9 protein-coding genes are annotated in these 15,729 nt (G+C 68.5%); 2 read left to right on the top strand and 7 right to left on the bottom strand.

What is annotated here, in order from left to right; all coding sequences use genetic code 11:
- The first annotated feature begins 27 nt into the window (after window positions 1-27).
- On the top strand, window positions 28-2,142 hold the full coding sequence (locus tag ACY65G_RS00870; protein WP_464995490.1) for an ATP-grasp domain-containing protein: 2,115 nt from the start codon (window positions 28-30) through the stop codon (window positions 2,140-2,142).
- A gap of 88 nt (window positions 2,143-2,230) precedes the next feature.
- On the opposite strand, the gene ACY65G_RS00865 is transcribed toward ACY65G_RS00870, so the two are convergent.
- From ACY65G_RS00865 to ACY65G_RS00850, 4 genes are all read right to left on the bottom strand, one after another.
- Window positions 2,231-3,682 (bottom strand): pyridoxal phosphate-dependent decarboxylase family protein, encoded by a 1,452-nt coding sequence (locus ACY65G_RS00865; protein WP_464995489.1) that lies wholly within the window; start codon window positions 3,680-3,682, stop codon window positions 2,231-2,233.
- 85 nt (window positions 3,683-3,767) lie between these two features.
- Window positions 3,768-4,394 (bottom strand): LysE family translocator, encoded by a 627-nt coding sequence (locus tag ACY65G_RS00860; protein WP_464995488.1) that lies wholly within the window; start codon window positions 4,392-4,394, stop codon window positions 3,768-3,770.
- 176 nt (window positions 4,395-4,570) lie between these two features.
- Window positions 4,571-5,371, bottom strand: coding sequence for an HDOD domain-containing protein (locus ACY65G_RS00855; protein WP_464995487.1), 801 nt, complete (start codon window positions 5,369-5,371; stop codon window positions 4,571-4,573).
- Between the two features lie 193 nt (window positions 5,372-5,564).
- Window positions 5,565-6,914 (bottom strand): GGDEF domain-containing protein, encoded by a 1,350-nt coding sequence (locus tag ACY65G_RS00850; RefSeq protein ID WP_464995486.1) that lies wholly within the window; start codon window positions 6,912-6,914, stop codon window positions 5,565-5,567.
- Window positions 6,915-7,127: 213 nt separating this feature from the next.
- Here ACY65G_RS00850 and ACY65G_RS00845 point away from each other — a divergent pair, with 213 nt between their 5' ends.
- Window positions 7,128-8,576, top strand: a complete 1,449-nt coding sequence (locus ACY65G_RS00845; protein WP_464995485.1) for a M28 family peptidase — start codon at window positions 7,128-7,130, stop codon at window positions 8,574-8,576.
- A gap of 381 nt (window positions 8,577-8,957) precedes the next feature.
- On the opposite strand, the gene ACY65G_RS00840 is transcribed toward ACY65G_RS00845, so the two are convergent.
- From ACY65G_RS00840 to ACY65G_RS00830, 3 genes are read right to left on the bottom strand one after another with little or no spacing between them, the layout of a single operon-like run.
- Entirely contained in the window at window positions 8,958-11,306 is a 2,349-nt protein-coding gene (locus ACY65G_RS00840; protein WP_464995484.1) for a DNA polymerase II, read from the bottom strand.
- Window positions 11,307-11,325: 19 nt separating this feature from the next.
- Window positions 11,326-12,228 (bottom strand): diguanylate cyclase domain-containing protein, encoded by a 903-nt coding sequence (locus ACY65G_RS00835; RefSeq protein WP_464995483.1) that lies wholly within the window; start codon window positions 12,226-12,228, stop codon window positions 11,326-11,328.
- Window positions 12,225-15,707: a response regulator gene (locus ACY65G_RS00830; RefSeq protein WP_464995482.1), complete on the bottom strand. Its 3,483-nt coding sequence runs from the start codon at window positions 15,705-15,707 to the stop codon at window positions 12,225-12,227. Before ACY65G_RS00830 ends, ACY65G_RS00835 begins: the two co-directional genes overlap by 4 nt.
- Between the last annotated feature and the right edge of the window lie 22 nt (window positions 15,708-15,729).

The raw sequence follows: 15,729 nt of genomic DNA, 5'->3' as shown, positions 1-15,729 counted from the left end.
TTTCCGACAATTCAAGCCAGCGCATCCATGATCATTGCCCAGGAAACCGGCTTCTGGAACAACGCCATCCAACTTCCGGCGGAACGGCGCATCGGCCCGGCGCCGCAACAAATATTCGACGCACTGCGTGCCTCGCATCCGCACCTCGCACCCGCCGCCACGTCCGGCTTCGAAACCGACCTTGCGCAGGCGCTGGGCAGCCTGCCGCCCGCGGTGCTGGCGCGGCTGCACACCAGCTGGCTCGGCGCCTATCTGGTGGAGGGGCTGGAGCGCGAGGCGCTGACCGACCTCGTCGTGACGCCCGAGGGCGAATTCCTCGGCATCGCCACCTTGCTCGATGCGGGCGAGCTGGCGAACGTCACCGCGAACGGCTGGGCCAGCACGCGTGCCAGCGCGGCGTTTCCCGCGTCGCCTTCGCTGGTCGAGGTGCGCGTCGAGCACGAAGAAGCGGACACGCGCGCCAACGCGTTGCGCCTGCTGTTGCTGCACGAGGCGGGCAAGGCGCTGGCCGCCGGCCGCCGCTTCATCCCGGACTGGTGGACCGAAGGCGCGCAGGGAGAATACTCGTTCTTGCCCCTGTCATGGCAGGTGGACGATGCGGGGGCGATTGTGCCGCTCGTGCCGCTCGTGCCGCTGGACGATGCGGTGCGCCGCGCTGGCCCCGATGCCGGCGCCGCTGCCGCTTACCGGGCACTGGAAGGCACCGCCTGGCTCACGCCGTCCGGCGCGCAGTCCCCGCTCGACGATTTCGCCGAAGCGTTCGCGCTATATGCGCACATCGTGCTGTCCGGGCGGCCTTTCGCGGTACGCGCCTTCGAGGGCGCCGATCCCTATGACTACACGCCGCGCTGGGATGCGCCGCGCCTGGCCGGCAAGCTCGCGCTGCTGAAACGCTTCGTGCCGGACGTGGCCCATGAAGCCGACCCGGAGGTGGCGGCGGCCGCGCTGCCGTTCGCGCCGCTGGTGGGCACGGCGCCGCTGATGCGCCGGGCGTTCAACAAGCAGGACATGGCGCCGGTCGCGCAGGCGCTGCTGGCCCGCGCGGAGGCCGACCAGCTGGACGCCAATGCGTACCTCGACTTCGCGATCACGCTGCAGCTCACGGGTGACCGCGACGTGGCGATGGACGTCCAGGCAGAGGCGGTGCGCATCCGTCCACACTACACGCTGCCGGCGCGCCGGGGCGAGATGCTGCGCCTGCTGGTCATCATGGGCCTGGGCGACCTGATGGCGAACACACCGATCGAATTCCTGCTGGAAGACTCGGACGTCACCCTCGAATTCCTGTATGTGACCGCCGACGCGCCGTGGCCGGACGTGGTGCCCGAACACGACGTGATGATGGTCTGCATGGGCGAGAACGATGCCAACCAGCCGCTGCTGGCGCGCCTGTCCGAATGGATCGCCGGCTGGCCGCGGCCGGTGATCAACGGGCCGGACCGGATCGCCGTGCTGTCGCGCGACGGCGTGTGCAATGCGCTGTGCGGCATCGACGGTGTGGAAATGCCGCAGACGGTGCGGCTGGCGCGCGAGCAGCTCGCCGCGCTGGCGGCAGCCCCGGGCCTGCTGCGCGACCTGCTGCCGGATGGCGCGTTCCCGCTGATCGTGCGGCCGCTGGGGTCGCACGCCGGCCACGACCTGGACAAGATCGACACGCCCGCCATCCTGGCCGCCTACCTGGCGCGGGTGCCGGCGGAACGCTTCTACCTGTCGCGCTTCGTCGATTACCGCGGCGCGAACGGCCTGTTCGGCAAGTACCGCGTGGTGCTGGTAGAAGGCGTGCCTTACCTGGCGCACTTCGCCAGCTCCGAACACTGGATGGTGCACTACCTGAATGCCGGCATGGGCGAGAGCGAGGCCAAGCGCGCGCTGGAAGCGCAGGCGATGGCGCACTTCGACACCACGTTCGCGGCCCGCCACCGCGCTGCGCTGGCCGAGATCGACCGCCGCATCGGCCTGCCTTATGTCGGCATGGATTGCGCCGAGACGCCGGACGGCAAACTGCTCGTGTTCGAGGTCGACAACGCGATGATCGTGCATGCGATGGACGACGAGGCCATGTATCCGTACAAGAAGCCGGCCATGGGAAAGATTTTTGCGGCGTTCCGGCAGTTGCTGGAAAACGCCCGGGTCAGACGATAGCCCTGCTGCCTGGTGTCTGACATTTTTTCCGGGTGCTTCATCCGGAAAATGTGTCGGACACCAGGCCGCCGATCCTGTAACGCCTCGTCTACTGCGCCCCCTTCAGCCTCCGCGCCGCCAGCTCCTCCAACCCCTGCATCATCGCATCGATATCGCGCCGCTCGCTGCGATGATTGACGATCGCGACGCGGATCGCAACCTTGCCCCGCAACGTGGTCAGCGACGGCGCGGCGATGCCCGCTTCCTGCAAATCCGCCACCAGCGCGGCGTTGAAGTCGTCGGCGTCCTGGCCATCCACCTTGTAGCGGAAGCACACGATGTTCAGCGCCACCGGCGCCAGCAGCTCGAAAGCGGGGCGCTTGCGCACCTCGTCGGCCAGGTAGCGGGCCAGGGCACAGGTGCCGGCGATCGCTGCGCCCATCCGGTCCGTACCATAGGCCTGCAGCGTGAACCACGTCTTCAGGGCGCGGAACGAGCGGGACAGGTCGGGGCCGAAATCGCATGGCCACGGCGAGCCGCCGGCCATGCCGCGCGGTTCGCGCTTCAGGTAGCGCGGCGCGGCCGCGAACGTGTCGTGGTGCAGTCCGCCGTCGCGCACCAGCACGAAGCCGGCGTCGTACGGCACCTGCGCCCACTTGTGGAAATCAAAGGCGATCGAGTCGGCCGCGTCGATGCCGTCCAGCAGCGGCGCCAGTTCCGGCGACAGCATCGCCATCGCGCCGAACGCACCATCGACGTGGAACCACAGGCCGTTGGCATGGGCCACTTCCGCCACGCGCCGCAGCGGGTCGATCGCGGCCGTGTCCACGGTGCCGGCGGTGGCGGCCACGAAGAAGGGCCGCAGGCCCGCCTGCACGTCCGCGGCGATGGCCGCCTCCAGTGCTGCGGTATTCATGCGGAAATCGTCGTCGAGCGGCACCAGGCGCAGCGCGGCGCGGCCGATGCCGGTCAGGTCCATCGCCTGCGCGATGCAGTCGTGGGCCGCGGCGGACGTGTAGGCCACGAGCCCCTGTCCCAGCCTGGCGAGGCCCGCATCGCGCACCCCGAGCCCGAGGAGGCGGCGGCGTGCCACCAGTACCGCGATCATGTTCGCCATCGAGGTGCCGGTGACGAAAATGCCGCTGGCGGCTTGCGGGAAGCGGAACAGTTCGGCCATCCAGCGGGCCACCTGGCGCTCCACTTCGACGGGCACCTGGTCGCGGCCGCCCACGTTGGCGTTCAGGCCCGCCGACAGCATCTCGGCCAGCATGCCGACCGGCGTGCCGCCGCCATGCACCCAGCCGAAGAAACCGGGGTGCGCATTGCCGACCGCATAGGGCAGCACATCGTCCATGAACGTGCGGTGCAGGGCGGCGACGTCGCTTCCTTCGCGCGGCAGAGGGGCCTGCAGCCTTGCGCGCACCTGCGCGGGCGCCGGCTGCCACACCGGGCGCTCGCGCAGGTGTTCGAGGTAGTCGAACATGTCGTCGAGCATGCGGTGGCCCTGCTCGCGCAGCGCCGCCCAGTCGTCGGGATCGAGGGAAGTCTTGTGCTCGGCCATGGCAGCTCCTGGTAGCGATGGCCGCACTATACTGCACGGATGCGCCCGGCGGGCGCAGGGTTCACCCGAGGGTTCAGCGGAAGACTCAGCGCGAAGCGATCAGCTTCAGCCCCAGCCCGATGAACACGGTGCCGGCCACGCGGTCGAGTACCACGCCGGCACGCGGCTTGCGGCTCAGCCACTGGCCGATCGCACCCGCGAAATAACCGAGAAGGCCGAACAGCATGGCCGCCTGCAGCGTGAACGTGACGCCCAGCGCTGCCAGCTGCCAGGGCGCGTCGCCGCGCGAGGCCACCACGAACTGCGGCAGGAACGACAGGAAGAACAGCACCACTTTCGGATTGATCGCGTTGGCCAGACAGCCTTTCCAGAACAGCCGGGCAGGGGAGTCGGCCGGGGTGTCGACGGCGGCGACATTGACGGCGCCCGCATGGCGCCACGCACCCCAGCCAAGCTTGATGAGGTACAGGCCGCCCGCCACCTTCAGCACCGTGAACGCCGTGGGCGACGCCGCGATCAGCGCACTGACGCCGACCACCGCGAGCAGCGTGTGGCTCAGGCACCCGAATGCGCAACCGAGCCCGAACGCGATCCCCTGTTGCCGCCCTTTCGCCATGCCCATGCCGAGCACCATCAGGTTGTCGGGGCCGGGCGAGGCCGTCAGCACCATGGCGGCCAACAGGAAGGGGAAAAACTGGTCGGGGGTCAGCATCGGGGACTCGCGGGGAAAAGGGCGAGTATAAGGGATCCCAAATGCTGGATGTTGCGGATGGCGGTGGCGCATTGGGGTCTGTCCCGCCAGTCGTTGGCCCCACCCCAGTCGACAGCGCGAATCAAGGGGACTGACCCCAGTAGCTCAACCGCTATCCGCGACTTCTGACTGCTATCTCAAGGCGCGGCCGAGAACGACTCGTGCGACGGGAATTTCGCCATCATCCATTCCTTGCGCAATTGCAGCGCCTCGAGTACGTCGGCCGGCAGCGTGCCGATGGTTTCCGGGTCGTCGCTCGGGGTGTCGGCCAGCAGGCTGGCCAGGTGGATCACGCCGGCGAGCTGGCAGAACGGCTTGGCGGCCATCGGTTCGGACGAGCATTCCAGTGCGCGCACGATCTTGGCGGGGAAGTTCCAGCGGCGGCCCAGTTCGGCCGTGATCTGGCCTTCGGAGAAGCCCAGCAGGCGCTGTTCGCGTTCCCAGCGGCCGCCCGGCAAGTGCGGCTGCTGCTCGATTTCCGCGAAGTGGTCGGGGGCGACCTGCCAGATCAGCAGTTCGCCGAGGCGCAGCATCATGCCGGCCAGCCATGCTTCGCCGCCGTCGATGCCCAGGCCCGTGGCCAGCCATTTCGCGTAGCCGGCGCAGGCCATGCTGCTTTTCCAGAATTCGCCGGAGTCCAGGCCTGGCAGCTCGGGGAACGATTCGGCGAAACAGGTGGCCAGCGCCAGTGTGCGGATGTGCGACATGCCGGCCAGCGCCACCGCGTCGTCCAGCGAACTCACGCCGCGCGAAAAGCCGAAACGCGCGCTGTTCGCCAGGCGCATCAGCTTGGCGGTAAGGGCGGGATCGCGGGCGATGATGGCGGCCACGCTTTTCGACGACGCGTCGTCGTTGTCGAGGGTGGCGATCAGGGCGTGCGCCACTTCGGGGATGGTGGGCAGTTTAACGTCGGCAAAGAACTGGGTCAGCGTGGGCATGGGTGTCTCTCGGGATTGTTCGGGGCGGTTGACTGGTTCAGTGACCGCTGCGAACCAAGTGTAAGCCGGGTTCTGGCCGAAATCGCCGAAAGATTGCTTAAGATCAATGAAGACTGTTGCGGAAACGCAAGTCCGAGTTAATCGTACCCTCTCAATCGTACCCTGTCAGTCGTACCCTGTCAGTCATACCCTGTCAGTCATACTGTGCGCCGGCCGGCTGCACCGCCCACTCCGCGCCCGGCGGCGCCGGCGCGTCCGCCACCACCACGCAGTCGCGACCCGCCGCTTTCGCCGCGTACAGCGCGCCGTCGGCCCGCTTGATCAGGGCGCCGATATCCTCGTCCTGGGCGCGGGCGGCAATACCGAAAGATGCCGTCACGCGCAGGCCGGCCGGCCAGGAGCTCGCGTGCAATGCGGCACGCAGCTTCTCGGCCAGCTGGCGTGCCTGCTCCGCGCCGGTGGCCGGGCAAACGATGAGGAATTCCTCGCCACCCCAGCGCACCAGCTTGTCGTTGGCCCGGATCTCGCCGTGGATCATCGCCGCGAAGTCGCGCAGCACCGCGTCCCCCACGTCGTGGCCATGCCGGTCGTTGATGCGCTTGAAATGGTCGATGTCGGCGAACAGCACGGCCATCGGCGGTGCCAGCAGCGATGAAGTACTCATCAGCGCGGCGCGCAGGCCCTGCCGGTTCAGTGCTCCCGTCAGTGGATCGGTATTGGCCTGTTCCACCAGTTCGCGCGCTTCCAGCTGCAGCGCGGCGTTGATCTCGGCGAGCAGCGCCAGGCGCCGGCCGGTGTCACCGAGCTCGCGGCGCAGTTGCAGCGCGGTGAGGATCGGCCAGCTTATCGCGCACAGGATCCATGCCGCCATCAGGCCCATGTACAGCTCGCGGCTGGTGATCCATTTGCCATGCAGGCGCATCGAGCGCAGCTCGATCACGTGTTCGCCCGCCGTGCTGGAGGCGCCGGTCAGCAGCTCCACGCGCGTTACGTTATCGAGCCGCATGTCGGTGCGTTCGAGCGGCACCTTCATGTAGTCGATCCACCATGTCGCCGCATGCAGCACGTTCAGCGGCACGCGGATCGTACCGCTCGGGGGTACCGCGAACTCCAGTTCGTTGACTTTCTGCGACATCGGGTTCTCGAGCTTCGAGATGCCGGGTTCATAGTTCAACACCATCATGCGCAGCGCGTGGCGCCCGGGCCCGCGATACGACACGTCGAACGTCACGGCGTCGAATTCCGACAGGTCGATGCCGGCCTCCGTATCGGAAATGACGAACTGGTACTTGCAGGCGGGCCAGTCGATCGTGCGCGCCAGCCGGCAGCGCATCGTCATCGTCCCACCGCGCTGGTCCAGCGTCACGCGGCTCGTACCGCCCATCCAGCGGTCGTCCATCGCATCGCGCCGCACGTCGGGCCGCGTGGTCAGGTCGATCACGCGCTCCATGCCGAAGCGGTGCCAGACCAGCAGGCCGATGGTCGCCATCGCCAGGAGGACGATCACACGGTGCATCAGGCGGTGGGCGGGGGAAGAGGACACGTTGAAGAATCGCGTTGAAAACGGTTTCACAGGAAGACATGCAACGATACGCTTTTTATTGCTATGTGGCAATAAACTTTCTAGAAGTGTTACTCAAGACAGTACGGTAACGGCACATTTTGCCGGATGGAGGCAGTACGCGGCACAGCATTGACTGCCCGACAATTACCATGCGATATTTCAATTTTTCTTGTACATATAAGAAAGTTACGCATGCGCCACCACTTTTCCGCACTGACCCTGGCCGTGGGCCTGGCACTGGCCGCCACGGGCGCCTGTGCCCAGGCACCCGCCGACGCGCTGGCGAACCGCATCTCGGCCGACTCGCTGCGCGGCCACCTGTCGTTCCTCGCTTCCGACCTGCTGGAAGGGCGGGGCACGCCATCGCGCGGGCTGGACCTGGCGGCCGAATACATTGCCGCGCAATTCCGCCGCGCCGGCCTGGAAGCGGGGGGCGACGATGGCTACTTCCAGACGGCCAACTGGCAGCAGGCGCATCGCGACGGCAAGGACTTCACGTTTACCGTGCAGGCGGCGGGCAAGACGTTCGCCGTGCCGCTGGCCGCCGCCACCGCCAACTTCGTGCAACCGGTGACGCTGGGCGCGACGGGTGTGGTGCGCCTGGCGTGGAAGGAAGCGCTCGAAGCCGGCGCGGAGATCGACGGCAAGGTGCTGGTGGTGCCCGCCGCGCCGGTGTCCGGCGCCGCCGACGTGCTGCGCAGCGGCCTGAAGGCGCGGCCCGCGCTGGTGGTGATGGTCGACACGAAGGGCCAGCACCGCAACCGCAGCGAGGGCTGGCTGATCGATCCCGAGCAGGTGGCGCCGGCGGGCGCGCCGCCGGTCGTCGTGCTGCACGATGCCGCCGCGGCCACCGCGCTGGAAACGGAAGGCGCCACGGTGGCCGCCAGGGTCGGCGTGCCGGCGCTGCGCGCCGTGAAGCTGCGCAACGTCATCGGCGTGCTGCGCGGCAGCGACCCGCAGCTGAAGAACACCTACGTGATGCTGACGGCGCACTACGACCACCTGGGCATCCGCAACGGCGAGATCCACAATGGCGCCAACGACGATGCCAGCGGCACCGTGGCGGTGATCGACATTGCCGCCGCGCTCGCCGCCGACAAGACCCGCCCGCGCCGCAGCGTCGCGTTCGTGGCGCTGTTCGGCGAGGAACTGGGCCTGCTCGGCTCGCGCTACTACGGCCGCCACCCGGTGCTGCCGCTGCAGGATACGGTAGCGCACCTGAACCTGGAACAGATCGGCCGCACCGACGACAGCGAAGGCGCGCAAGTGGGCACGGCCACGCTGACCGGTTTCGATTATTCGACCGTGACGGACTACCTGAAGAAAGCCGGCGAGCGCACCGGCGTGCGCCTGTGGAAGCATGACGTCAACAGCGACCGCTATTTTGCCCGCAGCGACAACCAGGCGCTGGCCGACGTCGGCGTGCCGGCCCATACCCTCGCCGTGGCCTTCGGCTTCCCCGACTACCACGGCAAGGACGACGACTGGGCCAGGCTCGATTACGACAACATGGCGCGCATCAGCCGGATGGTGGCGCTGGCCGTGCAGGACATGGCCAACGATCCGAAGCGGCCGCAGTGGACCGGGGTGGAGAAGGCGGCGCCGTATGCGGAGGCGGGGCGGAAGTTGTTGGGGAAGTAGGGCTGGACAGAGGTCGCAGATAGCGCTGGCGTCACTGGGGGCGTAGCAGGGGTTTCGGAGAGCATGCTCTCCGCCTGCGTAGCGGTGATCCCTTGCAAGGGATCACTCCTTACTGTCCCCGGTAAGTGATGGCTTTTGTGCTTGCTGCTAGCTCATCGAGGGGACTGGAAGGAGAGATGGCATGCATGCCATCTCCGCTACGCAGGCGGAAAGCGAAGCTTCCCGAAACCCCTGCTACGCCCCCGGTTTTTTGTTGGCGCTGCAATGGAGCATGCAAAAACCGGGGTCAGTCCCCTTGTAACGTCTGCGACCCAGTTCGAGGCCAACACTTACCGGGGACAGACCCCTGCCTCGCGAGCGCCATCTGCGACATCAGGCAGGTCAAAACAACACCCGCTGCCGGCTCGTCAGCCCGGTGAAACTATCCCCCAGGAACGGCAGGATCGCATCGGCGATCGGCCGCAGCTGGCGGTCGAGGTAGTGCTCGTAGTCGATCGCGGCGCGCCGCGTTTCCAGCGGTTCGGGGCCGGCAGTCGTCATCAGGTAGCGGATCCAGCCGCGGTTCTGGTATTGCAGCGGCCGGCCCTGGGCGGCGTTGAATTCGTCGGCGATGCGGGCGGCGCGCACGTGCGGGGGCACGTTGCGGTCGTAGTCGCCCAGCGCGCGGCGCAGCCGCTTGCGGTAGACGAGCAGCTCGTCGAGTTCGCCGCGCAGCATGCGCTCCGTGTAGTCGCGCACGTAGTCGCGGTACGGCTCGCCGCGGAACACGAGGCCGTACAGCGTTTGCTGGAACTGCTGGGCCAGCGGGGTATAGTCGGTGCGCACCGTTTCCAGGCCCTTGAACACCATCTCCTCGCTACCGTCGGCGCGCCGCACCAGGCCCGCGTAGCGCTTCTTGCTGCCTTCGTCGGAATCGCGCACGGTCGGCATCAGGAAACGGCGGTAGTGCGTTTCGTATTGCAGTTCCAGCGCGCTGTCGAGGTCGAATTCCTCGCGCAGGTGCGCGCGCCACCAGTCGTTGACGCAGGCGACGAGCGCGCGGCCGATGGCGTCCGCTTCCTCCGTGCCGTGCGCGCGGCCCAGCCACACGAACGTGGAATCGGTGTCGCCATAGATCACCTGGTAACCCTGCTCCTCGATCAGCGCGCGCGTGCGGTGCATGATCTCGTGCCCGCGCATCGTGATCGACGACGCGAGGCGCGGGTCGAAGAAGCGGCAGCCATAGGCGCCCAGCACGCCGTAGAAGGCGTTCATGATGATCTTCAGCGCGAACGACAGCGGCGCGTTGCCGTCGCGCTTGGCGGCCTCGCGGCCTTGCCACACGCGCGTGACGATCGCCGGCAGGCAGTGGGACTTGCGGGAAAAACGCGCGCCCTTGAAGCCGGGCACCGTATCGGCCTCCGGCTCGCGCAGCCCTTCGATCAGCCCGACCGGGTCGATCAGGAACGTGCGGATGATGGACGGATACAGGCTCTTGTAGTCGAGTACCAGCACGGAGTCGTACAGCCCCGAGCGCGAATCCATCACGAAGCCGCCGGGGCTGTCGGCGTTCGCCACGTCGCCCAGGTTCGGCGCCACGAAGCCGGCGCGGTGCATCAGCGGCATGTACGAGTGCTCGAAGGCGGCCACGGAACCGCCGCTGCGGTCCGCGGGGAGCCCGGTCACGCTGGCGCGCTCCAGCAGGAAGGCCAGGATGCCCGTGTGCGCGAAGATGCGGGTGACGAGTTCGCAATCCTTCAGGTTGTAGCGGGCCAGCGCCGGCTTGTCTTGCGCGAACAGGCGGTTGATCTCGTCCATGCGGTCGTAGGGATTGTCGATCGCCTTGCCTTCGCCCAGCAGCGTCCGAGACACGTTCTCCAGGCTGAACGACGGAAAGCTCCACGTGGCCGAGCGCAGGGCCTCGATGCCGTCGATGAGCAGGCGGCCCGCCGCCGACGCGAAGAAATGCTGGCCGTTGTTGTGCTCGCGCCATTCCATCGGCGTGCCGCCGCGGCCCAGCAGCAGCGGCACGCCATAGCGATCCGCATGCTTCTGCAGAACGCGCAGGTCGAACTGGATCACGCTCCAGCCGATGATCGCATCCGGATCGTGGCGCGCCATCCAGTCGTTCAGCCGGGCCAGCAGTTCCGGGCGGTCGGCGCAATACACGAGGTCGAAGTCGATACCGGCCGCGTCGCCGTTCGGCGGCCCCAGCATGTACACGTCGCGCGCACCGCAGCCTTCGATCGCGATCGAATACAGCTCCCCATGGGCCGTCGTTTCGATGTCGAGCGACGCGAGGCGCAGTGCCGGGCGGTAGCCGTCGTGCGGCTTCAGGCGCGCGTCGCAGATGATGCCATCACGCTCGTCACCCTCGAACGTGACGGATGCCGTGATGAAGCGTTCCATCAGGTAGCGCTCGTGCGGCCGCACGTCGGCCTCGTAGACATCGATGCCGTGCTCGCGCAGCCGTTTCTCCAGCTTCAGCAACTGCCGGTAGTGGCGGCAGTACAGGCCCACGACGGGGCGGTGGCGGAAGTCGCACAGCGCAAGCGGGCGCAGTTCGCAACCCGGCTCGGCGCGCAGCACGGTCCTTGCGGCTTCTTCCCATTCGGCCGGAATGAAGGCGACGGAAGGCTGCGGCGGCAGCCGCACGCGGCGTGCGCCGGCATCGGTGGCGATCCAGAATTCGACCTCGGTACCGGTGTCGGTATCGCGCCAGTGGCGGGTCAGCAGGAAACCCGGCTGCATGGCTGTCGGCTGTCGGTTGCTACGGCGTGGCGCGCCACACCACGCGGTTGCGGCCGGCCTGCTTGGCGCGGTACAGGTGCGCGTCGGCGGCGGCGAACAGCGCCGCCGCGTCTTCGTCCGGCAGCAGCGTGGCGCCGCCGACGCTGACGGTCAGCACCGGCGCCACCGGCGAGGCCACGTGGGGGATCGCCAGCCGGTTGAGCGCATCGCGCAGCCGGTCCGCCAGGCCGCGCGCATGGGCCGCATCCGTTTCCGGCATCAGCAGCACGAGTTCCTCGCCGCCGTAGCGGGCCGCCAGGTCGCCGGGCCGGCGCACCCACGCCTCGGCCGTGCGCGCCACCGCGCGCAGCGCGCGGTCGCCGGCCGGGTGGCCATAGTGGTCGTTGTACTGCTTGAAGGCGTCGATGTCGAGCAGCGCCAGCGACAGCGGGGTGCCGCGGCGGCGCGCGCGCTGGTATTCGGCCTCGAACATCTCGTCGAAGCGGCGGCGGTTGGCCAGCTCGGTCAGGCCGTCCACGTGCGCCAGGTGCTCCAGCATGCGGCGCTGGCGCACCATCTGCAGGTGCAGCGCCACCCGCGCCATCACCACCGTGGCGTTGAACGGCTTGGAGATATAGTCGGAGGCGCCCAGCTTCAGCCCCTGCGCCTCGTCTTCGGGGCGGCCCAGGCCGGAAACGAAGATCACCGCGATATCGGCCGTGCGCGGGTCGGCGCGCAGGCGGCGCAGCACCTCGAAGCCGTCCATGTCGGGCATCATCACGTCGAGCAGCACCAGGTCGGGCACGTGGCGCGTGGCGCGGTCGAGAGCCTGCGTGCCATCCCTGGCAAGCAGTACGGTGTATTCCGGTTTCAGCAGTTCGGCGAGGACTTCGCGGTTGATCGCGTCGTCGTCGGCCACCAGGACTTTTTGCAGGACGTTCATGCAGTGTCTTCGAGAGTCAGTTCCAGCGCAAACGCCAGGCGGCTCAGCGGTTGCAGTGCAGCATGATACTCGATATCGGCCACGGCCCGCCCGATCGCGGCCAGCGGCTCGCGGTGGACCGCCACGGCGGGCAGGACACGCAGCTCGCGCAGCAGGTCTTCGGCGCGGGCGTCGTCGGCGCGCAGGCAGGTTGCCAGGTCGCGCAGCAGCGCCCGCACATCGGTCGCCGCGGGGGGCGTGGCCGTGGCCGTGGCCGCCAGCGGCGCCAGCCCCGCCAGCAGGGTGTCGAGCATGCCGACCAGTTCCGGCACCAGGGCCGCCAGCCGGCAGCGTTCATCGGCTCCTTCGCCGGTGCGCAGTGCCTGCTCGATATTGCCGGCCAGTTGCGACACCGCCGTCGCGCCGATGTACACCGCGCTCGACTTCAGGTTGTGCGCCAGTGTCGCCATCGTGCCCGTGTCGCCGGCCGCCAGCGCATCGCGCAATGCGCCCGGCGCCGGTGCATATTGGCGCACGAAGCCTTCCAGCCGCTTGTGCAGCCTGGCGCGCCGGCCTTCCACGCCAGCCAGCGCCGCCTGCCAGTCCACGCCCGGCAGCGCCGGCAGCGGCGCCTGCACGAGGTCGATCGGCGCAGGCGCTGTTTCGACGCGGGCAAGTGGCGGCAATCGGCCTGCCAGGCGCTTCGGGTCGATCCACCGCAGCAGCGCGGCGAACAGCAGATCCGGTTCGATCGGCTTGGTGAGGTGGCCGTTCATGCCGGCCGCCAGGCTCTTCTCGCGGTCGCCGGCCAGCGCGTGCGCCGTCATCGCCACGATGGGCATGCCGAGGCGGCCGGGCAGGGCGCGGATGCGGCGGGTGGCCGTCAGGCCATCCATCCCGCGCATCTGGATATCCATCAGCACCAGGTCGTAGTCGTTCGCCGCCACCATGCCGACCGCTTCCAGGCCGTCGACGGCCACGTCCACGTGCATGCGCGCCGCCGCCATGAAGTCGATCGCCACTTCGCGATTGTTGGCGTTGTCGTCGACCAGCAGCACGCGGGCACCGTCCAGGCGAGCCAGGTCGACGTCACGGACAGCCGGCTGGCCGGCGCCAGCCACCTCGTGCGTCTCCGCCCCCAGCACCTGTACCAGGCTGTGATACAGCAGCGCGGGGCCGACCGGCTTGGTCAGGAAGCCGGCCAGCGGCAACCGGTCGGCCTGCTGCAGCACTGCGTCGCGCGTGCACACGGTCAGCATCAGGATCGCGGGCGGCGCGGTGAGGCGCTTGTCGTCGCGGATGCGGTGGATCGTCTGCACGCCGTCCAGGCCCGGCATCAGGTAATCCATCAGCACCAGCTGGTAGGGCAGGCCGTCGCGCCGGGCCGCGTGCAGCATCAGCAGGCACTGTTCGCCCGAATCGGCGGTATCGGCGGCGATGCCGAAGCCGCCCAGCATTTCCACGATGGCTTCGCGCGCCGTGGCGCTGTCATCGACGACCAGCACGCGCGCCTGGTGCAGCGGCATTGCCGGCACCCGCGACGTGTCCGTGCCAGGCGCGTCGCCATCGCCGACACCCACCTCGACGGTGAATGCGAACGTGCTGCCGGCGCCGGGCCGGCTCCGCACCGCGATGCTCCCCCCCATCAGCTGCACCAGCTGCTGCGAGATCGTCAGGCCCAGGCCCGTGCCGCCGTAGCGCCGCGTGACCGAGGCGTCGCCCTGGCTGAAGGCCTGGAACAGGCCGGCCTGCTGTTCCCCGCTCATGCCGATACCGGTATCGCTGACGGAAAAGCGCAGCCTGACACTGTCCCGGCCCTGCTCCATGCCGCGCACCGCCGCCTTATCCACGTCCACGTCCACGTCCACGGCCACCACCACTTCGCCCTGCTCGGTGAACTTGACGGCGTTGCCGGCAAGGTTCAGCAGCACCTGGCCAAGCCGCAGCGGATCGCCGACGAGCGCCGCCGGTACGGCGCGGCCGACACGGAATACCAGTTCCACCTTGCGCCCGTCGGGCTTCAGGGCCGTCAGGCTGGACAGGTGGTCGAGCAGCGCATTGACATCGAACGGCACTTTCTCCAGCGTCATCTTGCCCGCCTCGATCTTGGAAAAGTCCAGGATGTCGTTGATGATGGCCAGCAGGTGCTCGCCGGCCCCGAGGATCTTGGTGAGGTAGTTGCGCAGCCGCGCATCCGGCCCTGCCATCAGCGCCAGCCGGCTCATGCCGAGGATGGCGTTCATCGGCGTGCGGATCTCGTGGCTCATGTTGGCCATGAATTCCGACTTCATGCGCGCTGCCGCCTCGGCACGCAGCATCGCCGTCTGCAGGCCCTTCGTGCGCAGCCCGAGGATGCGCATGTACACCAGCATGTCGATCGCGCTGGCCAGCTGCAGCGCATGCATCGTCCAGAACGTGGCTTCGAGCTTGCCGGCGAAAACCTGCGCGAACACCATCGCGCCAGCGAACGAAATGAGCCAGCTGGTCGTGAAATACCAGCCGACCGGATCGCCGCGGCGCATCAGCCGCCACGCACCGGGCAGGCCGAACAGCTTGGCCGTGGCGCCCAGCGTGGACACCACCAGCAGCAGCCCGTTCATGGGCAGGATGTCGAGCGCATAGGTGACGGCGGTCAGCGCCATCAGCGCCGCGCAGCCCTTCATCAGCAGGCTGAAACGACGGTCCATGCCGCGCCGCGCCAGCACCTGCTCGACGAACAGGTAGGCGCCGCACGAGGCCATCATCGCCGTGATGCCGCCGGCGTGCTCGATCATCCATGGGCTGCCCGGCCACAGGTATTGCTGGCCGACGCCGAAGAAGTCGATCCCGTACACCGCCAGGCCGAACGTGGCCAGCGCGAACTTGCCGAACGTGTGGTCGCGCAGCGTGACCCAGTGCGACAGGCTGTAGACGAGCAGGCAGAACGCCAGGCCCGCCAGCAGGCCCTGCACCATCTGCTCGAGCAGCTCGGTGCGGTGGAAGTGCGCCGCCTTTTCCAGCCGCACGGGCAGGATGATCGGACCGCGCGCCTCGACGCGCAGCAGCAGCGTGTGCTCGCCCCGCGGCAGCGTCAGCACGAATGCCGGCACGCGCGCCCCCAGCCGGGGCTCGGGCGGCGGCAGGCGGTTGCCGCCGGCCTGGTGGCGGCCGGGGCGGCCATCCGTGACGACCCATGTATCCACGCGGCCCAGCAGCGCATAGTCCAGCGCCAGCACCCATTGCCCGTCGGCGCCTTCCGGCACGCGGACCGGGATGCGCAGCCACAGCACGCGCTCGTACTTGCCGGTGGTGCCGCGCGCCAGCGCGGGCGGCCTGAACCGGTCGTGCGCCGCCAGCGCGGCGGGCGCATCGAGCTGGCGGTGGGGGTCGGGCAGCATGGTCATCGCGGACCAGGCGTCGGCTTCGTGCAGCGTATCGTCCAGCACGACCGGTGCGGCCCAGGCGAGGGCGCTCCAGCCGAAAGCAGCGACGGCGAGGAAGCAACGCAGTGCGAAAAGCACGCAGCGCTGCGCAGGAAGGACC

This window comes from Pseudoduganella sp. jia 12 (assembly GCF_055502675.1).
The sequence above is the reverse complement of the archived record's forward strand: the minus strand, read 5'-3'. Positions and strand labels throughout refer to the sequence as shown.

What these genes read in the sequence shown, in the direction of transcription:
- ACY65G_RS00865 (WP_464995489.1), bottom strand. Translation starts at nt 3,682, where the DNA reads ATGGCCGAGCACAAGACTTCCCTCGATCCCGACGACTGGGCGGCGCTG.
- ACY65G_RS00835 (WP_464995483.1), bottom strand. Translation starts at nt 12,228, where the DNA reads ATGAACGTCCTGCAAAAAGTCCTGGTGGCCGACGACGACGCGATCAAC.
- ACY65G_RS00845 (WP_464995485.1), top strand. Translation starts at nt 7,128, where the DNA reads ATGCGCCACCACTTTTCCGCACTGACCCTGGCCGTGGGCCTGGCACTG.
- ACY65G_RS00840 (WP_464995484.1), bottom strand. Translation starts at nt 11,306, where the DNA reads ATGCAGCCGGGTTTCCTGCTGACCCGCCACTGGCGCGATACCGACACC.
- ACY65G_RS00870 (WP_464995490.1), top strand. Translation starts at nt 28, where the DNA reads ATGATCATTGCCCAGGAAACCGGCTTCTGGAACAACGCCATCCAACTT.
- ACY65G_RS00860 (WP_464995488.1), bottom strand. Translation starts at nt 4,394, where the DNA reads ATGCTGACCCCCGACCAGTTTTTCCCCTTCCTGTTGGCCGCCATGGTG.
- ACY65G_RS00855 (WP_464995487.1), bottom strand. Translation starts at nt 5,371, where the DNA reads ATGCCCACGCTGACCCAGTTCTTTGCCGACGTTAAACTGCCCACCATC.